At 47.6% G+C, this 16,086-nt stretch carries 11 protein-coding genes; 10 read left to right on the top strand and 1 reads right to left on the bottom strand.

What is annotated here, in order from left to right:
* Positions 1–7 precede the first annotated feature (7 nt).
* The 9 genes from yidC to H3V12_RS00110 all read left to right on the top strand — a co-directional run bounded on the left by yidC (position 8) and on the right by H3V12_RS00110 (position 13,833).
* A complete protein-coding gene (gene yidC / locus H3V12_RS00150) occupies positions 8–1,855 on the top strand; it encodes a membrane protein insertase YidC (protein ID WP_198211864.1) in 1,848 nt (615 codons plus the stop codon).
* On the top strand, positions 1,856–2,512 hold the full coding sequence (gene yihA, locus H3V12_RS00145; protein ID WP_198211862.1) for a ribosome biogenesis GTP-binding protein YihA/YsxC: 657 nt from the start codon (positions 1,856–1,858) through the stop codon (positions 2,510–2,512).
* Between the two features lie 742 nt (positions 2,513–3,254).
* Entirely contained in the window at positions 3,255–3,947 is a 693-nt protein-coding gene (locus H3V12_RS00140) for a glutathione S-transferase family protein (protein WP_198211859.1), read from the top strand.
* Positions 3,928–5,058 (top strand): tRNA epoxyqueuosine(34) reductase QueG, encoded by a 1,131-nt coding sequence (gene queG, locus H3V12_RS00135; protein WP_198211858.1) that lies wholly within the window; start codon positions 3,928–3,930, stop codon positions 5,056–5,058. Before H3V12_RS00140 ends, queG begins: the two co-directional genes overlap by 20 nt.
* A complete protein-coding gene (locus tag H3V12_RS00130; protein WP_343211706.1) occupies positions 5,055–5,993 on the top strand; it encodes an NAD(P)-dependent oxidoreductase in 939 nt (312 codons plus the stop codon). Before queG ends, H3V12_RS00130 begins: the two co-directional genes overlap by 4 nt.
* Positions 5,994–6,099: 106 nt before the next feature.
* Positions 6,100–7,008, top strand: a complete 909-nt coding sequence (mepA, locus tag H3V12_RS00125; RefSeq protein WP_198211855.1) for a penicillin-insensitive murein endopeptidase — start codon at positions 6,100–6,102, stop codon at positions 7,006–7,008.
* Positions 7,009–7,127: 119 nt separating this feature from the next.
* Positions 7,128–8,162: a glucokinase gene (locus H3V12_RS00120; protein ID WP_198211854.1), complete on the top strand. Its 1,035-nt coding sequence runs from the start codon at positions 7,128–7,130 to the stop codon at positions 8,160–8,162.
* A gap of 892 nt (positions 8,163–9,054) precedes the next feature.
* Positions 9,055–13,338, top strand: coding sequence for an autotransporter outer membrane beta-barrel domain-containing protein (locus H3V12_RS00115; RefSeq protein ID WP_198211853.1), 4,284 nt, complete (start codon positions 9,055–9,057; stop codon positions 13,336–13,338).
* Between the two features lie 342 nt (positions 13,339–13,680).
* On the top strand, positions 13,681–13,833 hold the full coding sequence (locus H3V12_RS00110; protein WP_198211852.1) for a hypothetical protein: 153 nt from the start codon (positions 13,681–13,683) through the stop codon (positions 13,831–13,833).
* Between the two features lie 103 nt (positions 13,834–13,936).
* Here H3V12_RS00110 and H3V12_RS00105 read toward each other — a convergent pair whose 3' ends face one another.
* Positions 13,937–14,569 (bottom strand): hypothetical protein, encoded by a 633-nt coding sequence (locus H3V12_RS00105; protein WP_198211851.1) that lies wholly within the window; start codon positions 14,567–14,569, stop codon positions 13,937–13,939.
* A 687-nt stretch (positions 14,570–15,256) separates the two neighbouring features.
* On the opposite strand from H3V12_RS00105, the gene dapB reads away from it, so the two are divergent.
* Positions 15,257–16,063, top strand: a complete 807-nt coding sequence (gene dapB, locus H3V12_RS00100) for a 4-hydroxy-tetrahydrodipicolinate reductase (RefSeq protein WP_198211849.1) — start codon at positions 15,257–15,259, stop codon at positions 16,061–16,063.
* Positions 16,064–16,086 lie beyond the last annotated feature (23 nt).

Below are 16,086 nucleotides of genomic sequence, written 5' to 3'. Positions count from 1 at the left end.
ATCGCTCATGGAATATAATCGTAATTTTTTCATTGCTATTGGATTGTCACTCCTTATCATTCTTGCCTGGCAGTATTTTTATGTTGCGCCAAAAAATGCCGACCAGCAAAAGGCACAAGAAATTGCCCGCCAGATCGAGAAAGATGAAAACGCGCAAAATCAGGCCGTTCCGACTGCCGAAAATGGCACTGTAACACCGCCCCAAAATAAAGACGAAACAAACCCCGCCGGTTTCGAAATGACACCGGACGCACGCGACGCGGCACTTAAAAAATCCAAACGTGTTGCAATTGACACGCCAGAGTTACAAGGGTCGATCAATCTTGTCGGTGCCCAGTTCGATGATCTGTTTTTGAAAAATTACCGCCTGACGGTTGACAAGAATTCGCCGGAAATTGCCCTTCTTAACCCGAACGGGTTCAACACAACCTATATTGCCGAATTCGGTTTTACCGGCAAGGGATTGCCCGCCGGAAGCTTGCCGCAATTCAATACCGAATGGAAGGTTGATGGCGAAAACACAACCTTGACCCCCAAGACACCTGTCCATCTTGTTTATGATAACGGTCAGGGGCAGGTCTTCCACCGTGTGATCTCGGTTGATGAAAATTATATGTTCACTATTTCCGACAGTGTCACCAACAATGCCTCTTCGGTTGTGAGCCTTCTGCCTTATGCGCGCGTTGCCCGCGCTGCTCCTCCCGAACACGCAAGTGCCACCTATCTTCTTCATGAAGGCATGATCGGCGTTGCCGGTGATGACGGCCTCAAGGAAGAAAAATATTCCGCATTGAAAGATTTGAAACCCGATGCGGCAAATGAAAAGAAAATGGTTTTCGACAAGGTCAAAGGCGGCTTTATCGGCATCACCGACAAATATTGGGCCGTTGCTGCTATTCCTCCGCAGGATGAGGAATATACGAGCCGTTTTGTCTATTTCGATCGTCTTTCCACTCATTACCAGTCGGATTTGACCGGCAAGGTCATCACCGTTGCCTCCGGTACAACCGAAACCATTACCAATCATTTGTTTGCCGGTGCAAAACGCGTTGAAACCATCAATGCCTATCAGGACAATCTCAAAATTTTAAAATTCGAATTGTTGATTGACTGGGGCTGGTTCTCGATCATCACCAAACCGATGTTTGCTTTGATCGACATCCTCTTTAAGCTCACCAATAATTTTGGTGTTGCCATTCTGCTTGTCACGGTCATTTTGAAGGCAGTTTTGTTCCCGCTTGCCAACAAGTCGTACAAGTCCATGGCTCGCATGAAGGTTGTGCAGCCGGCAATGATGGAAATTCGCACCAAATATGCGGATGACAAGGTCAAGCAGCAACAAGCCATCATGGAGCTTTACAGAACCGAGAAAATCAATCCGCTTGCCGGTTGCTGGCCGCTTCTGGTGCAGTTCCCGATTTTCTTTGCCCTTTATAAAGTGCTCTATATCACCATTGAAATGCGCCATGCGCCGTTCTTTGGCTGGATTCAGGATCTTGCAGCCCCCGACCCGACATCGCTCTTCAATCTGTTCGGTTGGCTTCCCTATAATGTTCCGGCATTTTTGATGATTGGTGCGTGGCCTGTCATTATGGGTATCACCATGTTCTTGCAAATGCGCATGAACCCGACACCGCCCGACCCGACACAGGCCATGATTTTTACATGGATGCCGATTGTCTTTACCTTCATGCTCGCCTCTTTTCCTGCCGGCCTTGTTATTTACTGGGCATGGAACAACACGCTGTCGATCTGCCAGCAGGCAATCATCATGAAAAGCCAGGGTGCAAAGATCGAACTTTGGGACAATCTCAAAGCCATCTTCAAAAAGAAACCGAAGAAAGAGACCAAATAAGTGACAGATAGTCCTGCATTGGCGGGACTTTTTGCCCGTAACTGGATTTTCATCCGCGGTGTACCGGCAATGAAGTTTCTGCCGCCCGAAGGGCCTGCCGAGATTGCCTTTGCCGGCCGTTCCAATGTCGGCAAATCCTCGCTCATCAATGCGCTTGTCGGCCATAAAGGGCTTGCCCGCACGTCGAACACCCCCGGTCGCACACAGGAGCTCAACTATTTTGTGCCGGACGGCTTTGCCGGCACTGTGGATGATTTGCCGCCGCTCGCACTTGTCGATATGCCGGGCTACGGCTTTGCCGAAGCACCAAAAGCACAGGTCGACCAATGGACAAAGCTTATTTTCGACTATTTGCGCGGCCGCACTACTTTGAAGCGTGTCTATGTGCTCATTGATGCTCGCCATGGCATCAAAAAGAATGATCAGGATGTGCTCACCCTTCTTGATAAGGCAGCCGTTTCCTATCAGATTGTTCTCACAAAAATCGACAAAATCAAACCGGCCGAACTTCAAAAATTGATTGATAACACCCACAAGGTAATCGTCAAACGTCCTGCCGCTTTTCCGCATATCATTGCCACCTCTTCCGAAAAAGGAATTGGCCTTGATGATTTGAGAGAAACCATTTTAGAGGCCGCCAATCCGCTTGCCCGTTAGGTTTTTGCCCGATAAATTTTTGTTCATTGAATTTTGCCCCGTTCAAGTTTTGCCCCGTCAAATTTTACGCGGTTGAAGTTTCGCCCCTTTCAAGTTTTGCCCCTTTCAAGTTTTGCCCCTTTCAAGTTTTGCCCCTTTCAAGTTTCGCCCCTTCCAAGTTACGCCCCTTTCAAGTTTTGACCATTTCAAGTTTTGCCCCTTTCAAGTTGTGCCCGATTTCGTTTTCAAAACTGGCGGCTGAAAATGCGCGCCACAACGAACAAACAAAACCTTTTTGGCAAGCATGAAATTATTTGCAGTCATTGCCTCATCATTGAAACACTGTTGGCAAGGACTGGCTCTTGGAAAATCGCTTCCTGTTTTTTAAAAAATCCTGCATGCATTTTTAAAAAATCTTTTCGAAAACCATCATCCCCTTTTTAAAAACCGGCTTTGGCCCTTGTCCGAAAAACACTTTTTACGGGTAAGGCTACTACCTAAAGTTGAAATCTCGAGAAAATTTTGGCGGGAAAAACAAAATATCCTGAACCTCGCGACATCCCATGACCGGTTTTTCTTAAGTTATCCGGTTTGTTCATTCCGTTTTAAAAATTATTAACGTTGCAGAACGATTTTTTGTCGTATTTTACAATTGATTAAGCATGACTATTGCAACAGCTCCGCTTCGTGCTTCCCTTTCTTGTTCTTCCCCGAAATGGGTTCTATAAGGTCTTTTGAAGTTTGTTAAAAACCCAGAGTTGTCATGCTAACGCTTTTTCATCATCCGATGTCCTCTTCTTCCCGTTTTGTGCGGCTCATCCTTAACGAATATGATGTTGCCACCAACCTTATCGAAGAGCATGAATGGGCGCGCCGGCGCGAGTTTCTTGTGCTTAATCCGGCAGGCAACGTACCGGTATTGTTAGCCGAGCGGGAAGTGCCGCTTTGTGGTGCCTATGTCATTTATGAATATCTCGATGAAACGCGTGGTGGCTTGCGTCGCGACCAGCGCTTCTTTCCCGAAAACCCGCTCGAACGCGCAGAGGTGCGCCGCCTCACCGAATGGTTTTTAACGAAGCTTGAAAGTGAAGTCACTCGTCACATTGTACGCGAGCGTATTTATAAACGTGAAATTCCGCTGGCACAGGGAGGTGGCGCGCCCGATTCACAAACCTTGCGCAATGCCCGTGCCAATATTCGCCCGCATATGAAATATCTGGAATGGCTTTCCGCCTCGCGCGATTGGCTTGCCGGAAATTCAATTTCCTATGCCGATCTTGCGGCCGCCGCTTCACTTTCTGTCCTTGATTTTATGGGAGAAATCGACTGGAAATCCTTTCCTGCCTCGCGCGACTGGTATATGCGCATCAAATCGAGACCCTCGTTCCGTCCGCTTTTGAATGATCGCATAAGAGGCATTGCTCCGAGCACGCATTATGCCGATCTCGACTTCTAGCGACAAAGCAAAACTGAAGGATTTTCTGGTTACAGAAGCCGCAGCCCTTGGTTTTGATGCCATTGCGATCACCGGTTCCAACAATCAAAAAGCAGCCCATCACCTTGTCGAAGCCTTGCACCACGGCTATCACGGCACCATGGAATGGATGCTTGAGACGGCCAAACGGCGTATGGAACCTGCCAATTTATGGCCGGAAGTCAAATCGGTCATTATGCTTGCGATGAATTACGGGCCGGACGCACATGAATTCCACCAGAGACCCGACAAAAGCTCGGGAAATATTTCCTATTATGCCCGCCATCGTGATTATCATGAATTGATAAAGGGGCGTCTCAAGCAGATAGCCTCGCGCTTTGTTTCGCGTTTCGGGGGTGATGTCAAAGTGTTTGTCGATACCGCACCGGTTATGGAAAAACCGCTTGCCCAACTTGCCGGCCTTGGCTGGCAGGGAAAGCACACAAATCTTGTGAGCCGCGAATTCGGTTCGTGGCTATTTCTCGGTTCCATTTTCACCAATGTCGAACTCCCCTTTAACGAGCCGGAAGTCGACCATTGCGGTTCCTGCCACGCCTGTCTTTCCGCCTGCCCCACCCATGCCTTTCCCGCCCCTTATCAGCTTGATGCACGCCGCTGCATCTCCTATCTGACCATCGAACTCAAAGAGCAAATCCCGCTTTCTTTCCGTAAAGCCATCGGCAACCGCATTTATGGCTGTGATGATTGCCTTTCCGCCTGCCCGTGGAACAAGTTTGCCCGAACGACACGCGAAATCAAACTCAAAGCACGTGAAGACTTGATTGCCCCGAAGCTCGATTTTCTTTTGAAGCTTGATGATGCAGCTTTCCGTTCATTTTTCACCGCTTCTCCGGTCAAACGTATCGGGCGCAACCGCTTCATCCGCAATTGTCTGATTGCTGCGGGTAACAGCGCCGACCGCTCGCTTGTTAATGTGGTAAAGCCGCATTTGAAGGATCCCGACCCACTCGTTGCCGGTATGGCTGTCTGGGCCTTGAAACAACTCCTCACAAAAGCCGAATTTGATGAATTGGCAAAGCGTTCTATAACATTCTCTTCAAACCCCGATGTGTTAAAGGAATGGGAAGAGTGAAACGGATAACGAAAAACGAAAAAACACCGGAACAATTCATGATGCTTGGAGCGGGCTATTCTGCTCGCGCCTTCGCCTCTCTTTATGGCGCCCATGTTGCCAACACATCAGACACCGCGCCTTCTGCCACAAAAAGCCGGATTTGCGGCACAACACGCACAAAAGAAAAATTCTCCTCTCTCGAAAGCGCCAATATCGAACCCTTTCTTTTTGACGAGCCGACCCCGACTTTTTTTGAACGGCTTCAAACAACAACACGTCTTGTTATTTCGGTTTCACCCGACGAGACAATGAGCGATGCAGTTTTGAACCGGCCCGACATTCTTGGATCTATGCCGGAGTTAAAATGGATAGGCTATCTTTCCACCATTGGCGTTTATGGCAATCATGATGGCCGGTGGATTGACGAGGAAGCCCCTTGTCACCCCTCGCTTAAACGCAATATTTCCCGCCTTGAAGTGGAAACAAAATGGCAGGCCTTCGGGAACAAGCACAATATCCCCGTTGCCATTTTGCGCCTTGGCGGCATTTATGGTCCGTCGCGCAATCCTTTCATGAAATTAAGTCAGGGCAACAAAACGCTTGTTATCAAAAAGGGGCAGTTTTTCAACCGCATCCATGTCAATGATATTGCCGGTGTTATCAAGGCATTTTCTTCGGCAAAACGTGAAGGCATTTTCAATATTGTCGATAATGAACCGGCACAGCCTGAAGTCGTCATGCATTATGCGGCAAAATTGATAGGAGTAACCGATCTTGAAGAAGTTCCCTTCGAAAAGGCCGATATGTCACCCATGGCACGTTCTTTTTATGGTGATAATAAAAGAATATTGAATCATAAACTTTTAAAAACAGGATATAATCTGAAATATCCCGATTATCGAACCGCGTTGGAAGCAATGTGGAAGGATAATCTTTGGGATAAAAAGCTCTAGTCTAGCACGCCTTTTAAAAAAGGCGGCTAGGCGCTTGAGGTGGGTGACACGTTTTTAAATTATTGTGCTTTTTAAAAAGATTTTGCGCGTTCGAAAGGCGTTAGGGATGTCTTCAAAGTTCAAGTCATTCAACCGGATTTTGGCAACAACATTGGCAGCGGTTTTTCTGCCTATCGCGGCTGCCCATAGTGACGAACCGGCAAAACAGGCTTTTGGCGATGTCAAATTGCCCTCGACCGGTCAAGCACAATCCATCGGGTTTTATTCCAAGGGTTGTCTTAATGGCGCGGTAGCGCTGCCGATCGACGGTCCCAACTGGCAAGTCATGCGGCTTTCACGCAACCGCAACTGGGGGCATCCGGCAACCATACACTTTATCGAACAATTGTCGCGACAGGCAGCCAAAGATGGCTGGTCAGGCCTCCTCATCGGCGACATTTCGCAACCGCGCGGCGGCCCGATGCTAAACGGGCACGCATCCCACCAGATCGGGCTTGATGCGGATATCTGGCTCACCCCCATGCCCGATCATCGTTTAAGTCGGGAAGAAAGAGAAAACATGCAGGGCGTATCTATGCTTAAAAAAGATTCGCTTTATGCCGACCCGAAAAAATGGACTCCCGAACGCACCGCGCTTATTCGTGACGCGGCAGAAAGCCCTGAAGTCGAGCGCATTTTTGTGCATCCGGGCATCAAAAAACAATTATGCGACACGGTGACCGGCGACCGTTCATGGCTTCAAAAAGTGCGCCCCTATTGGGGACATTTCTGGCACTTCCATGTCCGGTTGAAATGTCAACCGGGTTCTGAAAATTGCAAGCCGCAACCCAAAGTGACAGCTGGTGACGGGTGCGACAAATCGCTTGCCTGGTGGTTTACCGATGAGCCTTGGGCCGACAAAAAGCCCAAAAAGCCCACGACCACCACACCACCGAAGCCGCATATTATGATGGTTTCGGAATTGCCGAAGGAATGCACGGCGGTTTTGGACGCACCGGAAAAACCGGCTAAATAAAACCTGCTTTGCAATTTTGTTCCGGTTAAAAAAATTATAACGGCCGACACAACCATTACGACGTCAACCACAAAAACGGCAACCATCAAAACGGCAACCACTAAAACGGGGAAAGGTTCATGCAAAATCAAAATCTGGAATTTCCTGTTCTTATCGGCGATATTGGTGGCACCAATATGCGGTTTTCGCTGATCCTCAATCAGGCCGGAGAACAAATGGCAATTGCAACCGGCAAAGTTAATGATTTTCCAACAATCGAGGACGCTATCGGTTCGGCTATTCTGCCGCTCATAAAAACACATCCGAAGTCGCTGTTTCTCGCTATCGCCGGTCCCGTTACCGGCAAAGAAATCAAGCTCACCAATTGTAACTGGGTCATTTCGCCGGCAAAACTCATCGAACAATTCGGTTTCAATGAAGTTTTCTTAATCAACGATTTCGAGGCACAGGCACTTTCGACCATTGTTCTGCCCGAAAAATATCTTGAACCGATCGGCAAAATAACCACCGCGACAGATCAGACGAAAGTTGTCATCGGAGCCGGTTCGGGGCTCGGCATTGCCGGACTTATCTATTTGAACGGCCGTTATATCCCGATTGAAGGTGAAGGCGGGCATATCGACTTTGCCCCGCAAAGCGACGAAGACCTCGCCCTCTACCCGTTTTTGAAAAAAATCATCGGTCGGGTTAGCGCCGAGGAATTATTAAGCGGGCGCGGACTTTTAAACATTTATCGCGCAATTTGCGCTATGCGCAATGTGAAAGCCCCTATCGAATTGCCTGAAGAAATTACAGCCGAAGCACGTCTCGTCCACCCCCATCGCGCCATCGAAAATCAGGCTTACGAAGCAGTGCAATTTTTTATCAATTATCTGGCGCGATTGGCCGGTGATTTCGCCCTGGTTTTCAAAGCCGAAGGTGGCGTTTATATTGGCGGTGGCATTCTGCCGGAAATGCTGTCACTTGTTGATGAAAACCTGTTCCGCCGGAATTTTATCCATAAACAACCCCATGAAAAGCTTCTGGAAAACATTCCAACTTTTGTCTTAACCCATCCTCGTGCTGCTCTTGTGGGCATGGAATCTTATGTCCGCCATCCGGAACGTTTCATGCTTGATATGGAAGGCCGCTTTTTTGTGAAAACCACCAAATAACGTTTTTATCCGGAAAGCCCTTTCGACCCGACGGGGAAACGGGCAAACACATGCGGGCGTTGAACACAATAAAAAACAATTTTTCACCGTTTGGCGTGTGCTTTGATAAACAACAGGCACTGATCGATATCGGAGGGCAAGCTTCAAAGTATAAGCGGATTTTGTATCAATGGATTTTGTATCCCGGGCGAATTTTTCTTCCGGACGACCTTCATTCAAAGATGACTTTACCTGATGGGCGGTGAGCGGCTTGTAATATCGTACCGATTTGTTTTCTGCTGCCTGAAGGTGATCGTTTTCTTTGGCTAAAATATTATCAAGGTCGGGGTGATATCTGTTTTTAAATCAACTGCCCCTTGTCACGTGATATTGATATTATTGGACTCTAAATTATTGATTCCGTAATATTTCCATTTTAAACAAGCTATATCAAGGTATATACAATCTATAATCGCATTTATTTAATATATATATTAAAATTTTTCCCCAATCGGGATTTAGTCTATAAACCTGTTCGACAGAAACTTTTTTTATTTTATAGCTGTTTAAACTCTTATAATTCTTGATATTTTCAATTATTCCGGCAGCTCGAATTTTTATGAGATAATCCACATTACCCGTTTTGTTTAAAAAAACCGACGTGAATTCTTTAACCTCAGGCTTATTTTTCGGATATCCTTTATAATATTGTACTATTTTTCAGCTTTATTTTCATATTCAAATATTTTCCCGAAAAAATCCCCTGCTCATTTTTGACTTTTAATTTTTGTTAACTTTCGGTAAATTTCTGTTTGATTCATGCGCCAAACATCTATCCACTTTTGGCAGATAAAAGCGCTTTCTCTACCGTCGGGGATGCGGGTCTTGGCCCATGAAAAAATAAGGAATTGTAATGCGCTCTTCTACTAAACACATCCGCCTTGCAAAGGCTTTGTTGAATGCGACTTCGCGCATTGTGCTTATAAGTGTGGCTCTTTCGGGTATGACACTGCAAGCGGTGATAGCTGAAGAGCTTACCTATGACGGCACAGATCAAACGGCTTTAACCGCGGATCCGACAGATATAAATGCTTCCCGCATGAGCCTTCTCCCGCGCACGAGTGATGAAACCAATATAATGACCGTTAAAGGGGCAGTCGCAGGGCAAAGAACGCATTGGGAAAACACTGTTGCTCCCTATAATGTCTACGGCTTTGCTTCTGTGCAAGATAATGTCACAGGAAATAATGGCATTGACGGAGCCTCTAACACAGGAGCGACCGTATCAGTCAAAGATGTTGAATATGACTGGAGCGGTGCCGGAAACAAAGCAACAAATGCCGAACAAGCCGGTCGACTTGGTGGCATGGGAGGCGGCTCGGTTTTTGGTGGCCTCAGTGCAGGCGCCCCGGGGAGTACCGCTTATGATGGCACGAATGTGGCCTTGGGAGGAAATGGCGGCTACATCAAGGGCGTTCATGTTACCCTTGATAATGTCGCCATTCATGGCGCCGATGCCGGTGAGGGAAATAGTTCACCCGATGACAACCATCGTGGAAGCACTGTTGGCGGCATGGGGGGTGGTTCGGTTTTTGGCGCTATCAGTGTCGGTGGTGCCGGAGCTTGGTCAACACGTTCAACCGCCGATGGTTCAAATGGTGGCAGCGGAGGCGACATAAGCGGCAATTATGTTACTTTGAAAAAAACCGACCTTTATGGCGGCAAAGGCGGCAATGGTGGTTCGAAAGCCGGTGGAAGTGCCGCCGGCTTTGGCGGTGCAAGTGTTTTGGGCGGTGTTTCTATCGGCGGTGCCGGCGGCATCAGTTATAACGGAACCCAACATAATAGTCAGGGTGGTTCAACGGGTGTCATCTCCGATAACCACGTTATTTTAACGGATGTAACTTTGACCGGAGCCGATGGCGGTAATGGCGGCTCGACCTTAAGCGATAACGGGAGTGGCGGAACGGCTGGTTTCGGCGGCGGTATAATCGGAGGCGGCTTGGCAATTGCCGGCGGTGGTGGTTTTGCCGGAGGTAGCGGCGCCTCGAATTCTGATGGCGGTCATAGTGGCGCTATCCATGACAACGAACTCATTCTGACCCATGTAACAATCACAGGCGGAAATGCCGGTAAAGGCGGTGATGGCGCACCCAATAGTGGCGGTGGCGTTGGCGGCATGGGCGGTGGTCTGATTTTTGGCGGCATGACCATCGGTGGTGCCGGTGGCTCCGGCTATGCGGCTGAAACGTCGAGCGGTAATGGAGGCATTGCCGATTATGTAAAATCCAATAACGTTACATTGGTTGATGTAACAATTGACGGAGGCACTGGCGGCGCTGGCGGCTCGAGCACAACAAGTGGTGGTGGTGCCGGCGGCGCTGGCGGCGGTACGGTCTTTGGCGGTCTTTCCATGGGGGGTGCCGGTGGTGCCGGTGACGCAGCATTAAACACAGAAAATAGCGAGAGTGCCGGCGGCAATGGCGGCGCGAGCGGAGTTGTCAGCAACAATATTATTTCTCTCGATCACACAACACTGAATGGTGGCATTGGCGGCAATGGCGGCCAGGGTGGCGGCATTGGCGGCATAGGCGGCGGCAGTGTTATTGGCGGTTTAAGTACCGGCGGCGGTGGTGGCAACGGTTCGAATTCAAAAAAATATAATGGCAATGGTGGCGATAGCGGCGATGTCATCAATAACCGGATACAGATTGTCGATTCCACATTGAATGGCAATGCGGGTGGTATCGGTGGGTCAATCTCCCATACGATTACAATCTTGGACGAAGAAGGCGACAAGAGCGTCAGTATGGGGGGAAGCGGTGCCGGCGGAACTGGCGGCGGCAGCGTTTTTGGCGGGATCAGCCTTGGTGGCGCCGGTGGTTATGGTTCGCAAGGGGGATTGGTAAACGGCATTGGTGGCAATGCCGGTACTGTGAGTGGCAATATCATTATCCTTGAACGGGTAGAACTTCACGGTGGTGCTGGCGGCGCTGCCGGAAAAATCGAAGGCGAAAACAATAGCAATGAAGGGTCCGGCATTCGCGGTTCGGACGGCGGAAGTATCTATGGTGGTGCAAGTGTCGGTGGTTCTGGCGGAATAGGATATGACGCAACACAAACCAATGGTAATGGTGGCAAAGGTGGCAATGTCACCAATAACCGTATCAGTTTGACCGACGTGACACTTTATGGCACGAAAACAGCCCCTAATGGCGATCATAAATCCGGGGTTTATGGCGGCATCAGCATTGGCGGAGACGGCGGCTTTGGCGACATTAGCAAAAGCATTGACAAAAACGGCGGCAAGGGTGGTGATGCCGGCGATGTCAGTAGCAATAGAATTGAGATTTCGGGAAAATCCACAATCAATAAAGATATTTATGGCGGTCTTTCACAAGGTGGAAAAGCCGGTACGCACTTTAACGACAAAAATCATCTCATCAACAGCGAGGTCGGGTTCGGCGGCAATGCCAACCACAATAGTGTAACCCTTAACGGCGACCAGATTGTCATTGGCGAACGCGATGAGAGAGGAAACGTCACCGAATATGGCTCGATCTGGGGTGGTCGCAGCCTTAATGGCGACGGTAAAGACAACCTTGATGCCGATGTTTTTTCCGGCAATACTCTCAATCTCAACGGTTACCGCGGAACCGTTTCCGGTATCCATAATTTTGAAAATTATAACTGGACTTTGCCGGCGGATGTAAAAAATGGCGATAAGCTAATAAAAATTGCCGATGGCGGTACACCGGTTGATTTAACCAATACCAAACACACTATCGCCGGTCTTGACCCGAATGGTCCGCGATTTATGGCTGGCGATATGGTGACCATGATTGATAAATCCGGCGGCAACTGGACACCGACAGCCTATACACTCAAACAAGGGCAATTTATCTTTTACGATACAACCCTCAAGCAAAAGCAGGCTGGCGATAACACCGCTTTCGTTCTGCAATTTAGCCAGAAAACCGATAATACTCCCGGTCATGATCATACCGGTGATAACACTGGTGGCGCAGATAATACCGGTGGCGGCGATCACAACGGTGGCAACGCCAGTGGTGGAGATAATAACGGTGGCAGCAATAATACCGGAGGCAATGGCGCCGATAATAATGGCGGAAATAATCAAGGCACAGGAAACAACAATCCGGGACAATCGGCCGCACAATTGAACCCTCAGTCGAAGGCTTATTCGGAAGGTCGTGCAGCAAGCCTCGCCTTTGTTTCGCAAGGCTCCGATGTGATTGCCAACAGCATGGGCACAATCGCCGGCCTCGCAGCAAGGACGGATGCCCGCTTCGATCATCCGCTTTATGTTCCCTTTATCATCACCGGCGGTTCTTCATCCCGTTATCAAACCGGAAGCCATGTCAGCGTTGACGGTTTCAATATGATTGCCGGACTTGCTTTCGGCTTTAACCTTGAAAGTGGTCATAAAGTGACAACCGGCGCATTTTTTGAATATGGCCGCGGCACTTATGACACCTATAACAGCTTCGACCGTTTTGCTTCGGTCCATGGTGATGGCGATAGCGATTATAAGGGCGGTGGCATTCTCGCCCGTGTCGAATTTGCCGGCACTGGCCTTGGACGGATAAAAAACCTGAAACCCGACGAAACGGACGGGCTTTATCTTGATGCATCCTTGCGTTTTGGCCAGTCGGACGGGAAGTTTACTGCCGGTCGAAAATTCGGTCTTGAAGAACAGGTGGTCGACTATCACGGTTCTTATGACAGCACGGCCAACTATTTTGGTGGTCATGTCACGGGCGGCTATGTCTTCAACTTTGATGATCGGCGTGCCCTTGATATCTATGGCCGCTATTTATGGACGCGTATGGAAAGCGACACAGTTAAGATCGACGCCGAACAATTGCATTTCGACAGTGCAACAAGTTCACGTATCGAGCTCGGCTCCCGTTATTCCTATCAATATAATGACTGGTTCAAGCCTTATATCGGCGCAACCTATGATTACGAGTTTGAAGGCGATGTCGGTGCAAAAGCTCATGAATTCAATTTGCACAAACCGTCACTTGAAGGCTCGACCGGTATTTTTGAAGCAGGCTTCAAGATGAACCCGTTGAGAGACAACAAGGCTTTGACAATCAATGTTGATGGTCAGGGTTATGTCGGCGCCCGCCAAGGTGGCGGTGGCGGTGTCAAACTCAAATACGAGTTCTGATAAAACAAATTTTGGCAAAGCCGTGCATTCTGCAACTGTTGCGCTTCAATCTCAAAAGACACGCTTTACCAAATTGATTTTAACAGACAGCAAATTCTTTTCTCATAGATTTTGACAGGTAACGAATTAAGGCTTTACGGAAAAATACTCCATAAGGCATTTTATTTCTGAATTAAAATCCGTGCAAAAGACGGCAAGCACTTAAAAGATAGAAACCACGGATTGCGAAAATTTTTAAGCTATTCAAAGCAGAAGTTTTACCAATGACGCTTCTATAGGATTTCATCTCTAAAATCGGAGCGCCAAATTGTTCCTGAAAATTATCCGAACTGGGGCGCATCAATGAAATGGAAAAGCAGGATTGTTTCGGTAAATTATCCGGACAGGGTCGTTTCGTTTGAACGTCAAGGCGGAATTATCCGGTTAAAAGACGAAGGAGATCACGCCAATGAACCACCGCTTTTTTATACTTATCCTGACCTTTCGATTGCTTGATAACATCCCGTCCCTACCCGACAGCCAAATCGAAAAACGCTCAACCGGAGCGTGAGACAATCAAAACAACTACAACTTCTGCTGATGAAGACCTGGAACCGTCTCAAACAGTAAATTTGAAGCCGGTTCTGTTTTCTGCATAAAAATCCGATTTTATCTTTTTATATTCCGGATCACCGTAAAGATCAGGCATTTCCCGACCAGAGAGAAAAGCAATAGAACTTTCGTTAGACATGCGAATATAGAAAGCTTTCAACTTTTTATAGAGACTGTTTCCGATGTCATAATCCTTGGCAATAACACCGTCGCTTCGAGCATAGTTCTCGTAAATGACAACCGCATTCGCGCGCCTTTTTGCCCATTGGAACGTCTGATTTTCTAAAGGACCAGCTTGATCTTTAAACTTTATCAACGCCTCGAAACCAGCTCTATGACTACCAGTCGCCTGATAGACTCTCGTATATTCATCCATGCCCATCTCATAAATGAAGAACTCTGCTGTATCCTGCTGGTCTTCTGTATAGAGGCCATCTTTATTCGCCATGATTTCAGCAAGTAGATTGCGCGAAAGCCCTTTAAAACTCTCGGCATCATCTGTCACGTTGATACGGGCAGGTTTCAACTTTTCGGCTGCAACCGAGTTTGCTGTATCTGTTCCCTTACCTTTGGACGTTGTAGTCGTATTCTGATTGGAAAATTGATTGATGCCATAAGCGGAATAGGATGTGTTTATCATTTTCGTCACCTCTTACGCACCACCCCACTTGATGCATAAATGAAGGGGGGAAATGACAGCCATCATGTCTGCCTTTATGGACCCGATCGACATTATTCATTAATGCCATTGTTAATATAGTATATTTCACATATAAATTCAAATTTTAGAAAAATTTCCAATTTTAATATCAATATATTCCCCGATCATTCTTTCGATAAATCTAAAAATCACGTTTATCCTGTTTAGATATGATCAATATAAATGATATTCCATTCCTTTCAATTTACTAATGTGATTGAACTCTTTAGAATTTTAAACCATAAGTTTATTTTTATTATTCACTGGTCAGGAAATATTATTCTTGATCAAACCGAACGATCTGACTCCTGGGAGAAAAACAAAAGCGCGGCTTTTTTTGAATAAAACATCCGGCTCGGCCACCCGTTTTACTCAAGAAAACATTCCATAAAATTTTTTTCAAATTGCCAAATTCACCACCTCAAAAGAAGAAAGCAAAAAAGAAAAACGGAATTGTGACCAAGACAAATCGGCATGACATAAACCGGCGTTCAAAATTCGGCAGTCGAATGTTTTTTAAAAAACAGGATGCCGCTTTATTCACCGGTTAAAGCTCTTCTCATTTTCCTGCCGATCGGATAAAACGTTAGAAAATGATTTCCCGATGATAATGGACAGGAGAAAACGATGCGTTTGGCTGTGGTTGGTGCTGATGGTAGAATGGGAAGAGAACTGCTTTCGGCAATCGGGCGGATTGATGGTGTCGAACTTCAAGGTGCCATTGTCAAATCGGACTCTCCGTTCATCGGAAAAGATGCAGGCATTCTTATCGGTCAGGCAAATCTTGGCGTTACCATTACCGATGATCCTTTGCCGGTTTTTGCAAAAGTCGAAGGTGTGCTTGATTTTACCAGTCCGGTGGCAAGTGTGCTTTATGCAGGCTATGCCGCGCAGGCACGCATTGTCCACGTGATCGGCACGACCGGTTTTTCCGAAGACGATGAAAAGAAAATCAAAGCGGCTGCCGCCCATGCAACAATTGTCAAATCAGGCAATATGAGCCTTGGCGTAAACCTGCTCGCAGAGCTCGTCAAAAAAGCGGCAAAAGCCTTGGATATGGAAGATTACGATATTGAAATTGCCGAAATGCACCACCGCAAAAAGGTTGATGCGCCTTCCGGCACAGCGCTGCTTTTAGGTAAAGCAGCCGCAGAGGCCCGCAACCAGAATTTGGCAGATGTGAGCGTGCGCGGCCGTGACGGTCATACAGGCGAAAGAAAAGCCGGTACAATTGGCTTTTCGTCTTTGCGCGGCGGCACTGTAGTCGGTGACCATTCGGTAATTTTTGCCGGTGATAACGAGCGCATTGTTCTTTCGCACCTTGCACAGGATCGCTCGATTTTTGCCGATGGTGCCGTGAAGGCTGCACTCTGGGCGCACAAACAAAAGCATGGGCTTTATTCCATGGCCGATGTTTTAGGCCTTAATGATTAATTGACTTGAGTAAACCCCTATCA

Source organism: Bartonella sp. W8167, from assembly GCF_016100335.1.
In the GTDB taxonomy this organism is placed as follows: Bacteria; Pseudomonadota; Alphaproteobacteria; order Rhizobiales; family Rhizobiaceae; genus Bartonella; species Bartonella apis.
Note: the sequence above shows the minus strand (reverse complement) of the source record. Positions and strands in the feature narration are given on the sequence as shown.

What these genes read in the sequence shown, in the direction of transcription:
- yidC (WP_198211864.1), top strand. Translation starts at nt 8, where the DNA reads ATGGAATATAATCGTAATTTTTTCATTGCTATTGGATTGTCACTCCTT.
- mepA (WP_198211855.1), top strand. Translation starts at nt 6,100, where the DNA reads ATGTCTTCAAAGTTCAAGTCATTCAACCGGATTTTGGCAACAACATTG.
- H3V12_RS00120 (WP_198211854.1), top strand. Translation starts at nt 7,128, where the DNA reads ATGCAAAATCAAAATCTGGAATTTCCTGTTCTTATCGGCGATATTGGT.
- dapB (WP_198211849.1), top strand. Translation starts at nt 15,257, where the DNA reads ATGCGTTTGGCTGTGGTTGGTGCTGATGGTAGAATGGGAAGAGAACTG.
- H3V12_RS00115 (WP_198211853.1), top strand. Translation starts at nt 9,055, where the DNA reads ATGCGCTCTTCTACTAAACACATCCGCCTTGCAAAGGCTTTGTTGAAT.
- queG (WP_198211858.1), top strand. Translation starts at nt 3,928, where the DNA reads ATGCCGATCTCGACTTCTAGCGACAAAGCAAAACTGAAGGATTTTCTG.
- H3V12_RS00110 (WP_198211852.1), top strand. Translation starts at nt 13,681, where the DNA reads ATGAAATGGAAAAGCAGGATTGTTTCGGTAAATTATCCGGACAGGGTC.
- H3V12_RS00140 (WP_198211859.1), top strand. Translation starts at nt 3,255, where the DNA reads ATGCTAACGCTTTTTCATCATCCGATGTCCTCTTCTTCCCGTTTTGTG.
- H3V12_RS00105 (WP_198211851.1), bottom strand. Translation starts at nt 14,569, where the DNA reads ATGATAAACACATCCTATTCCGCTTATGGCATCAATCAATTTTCCAAT.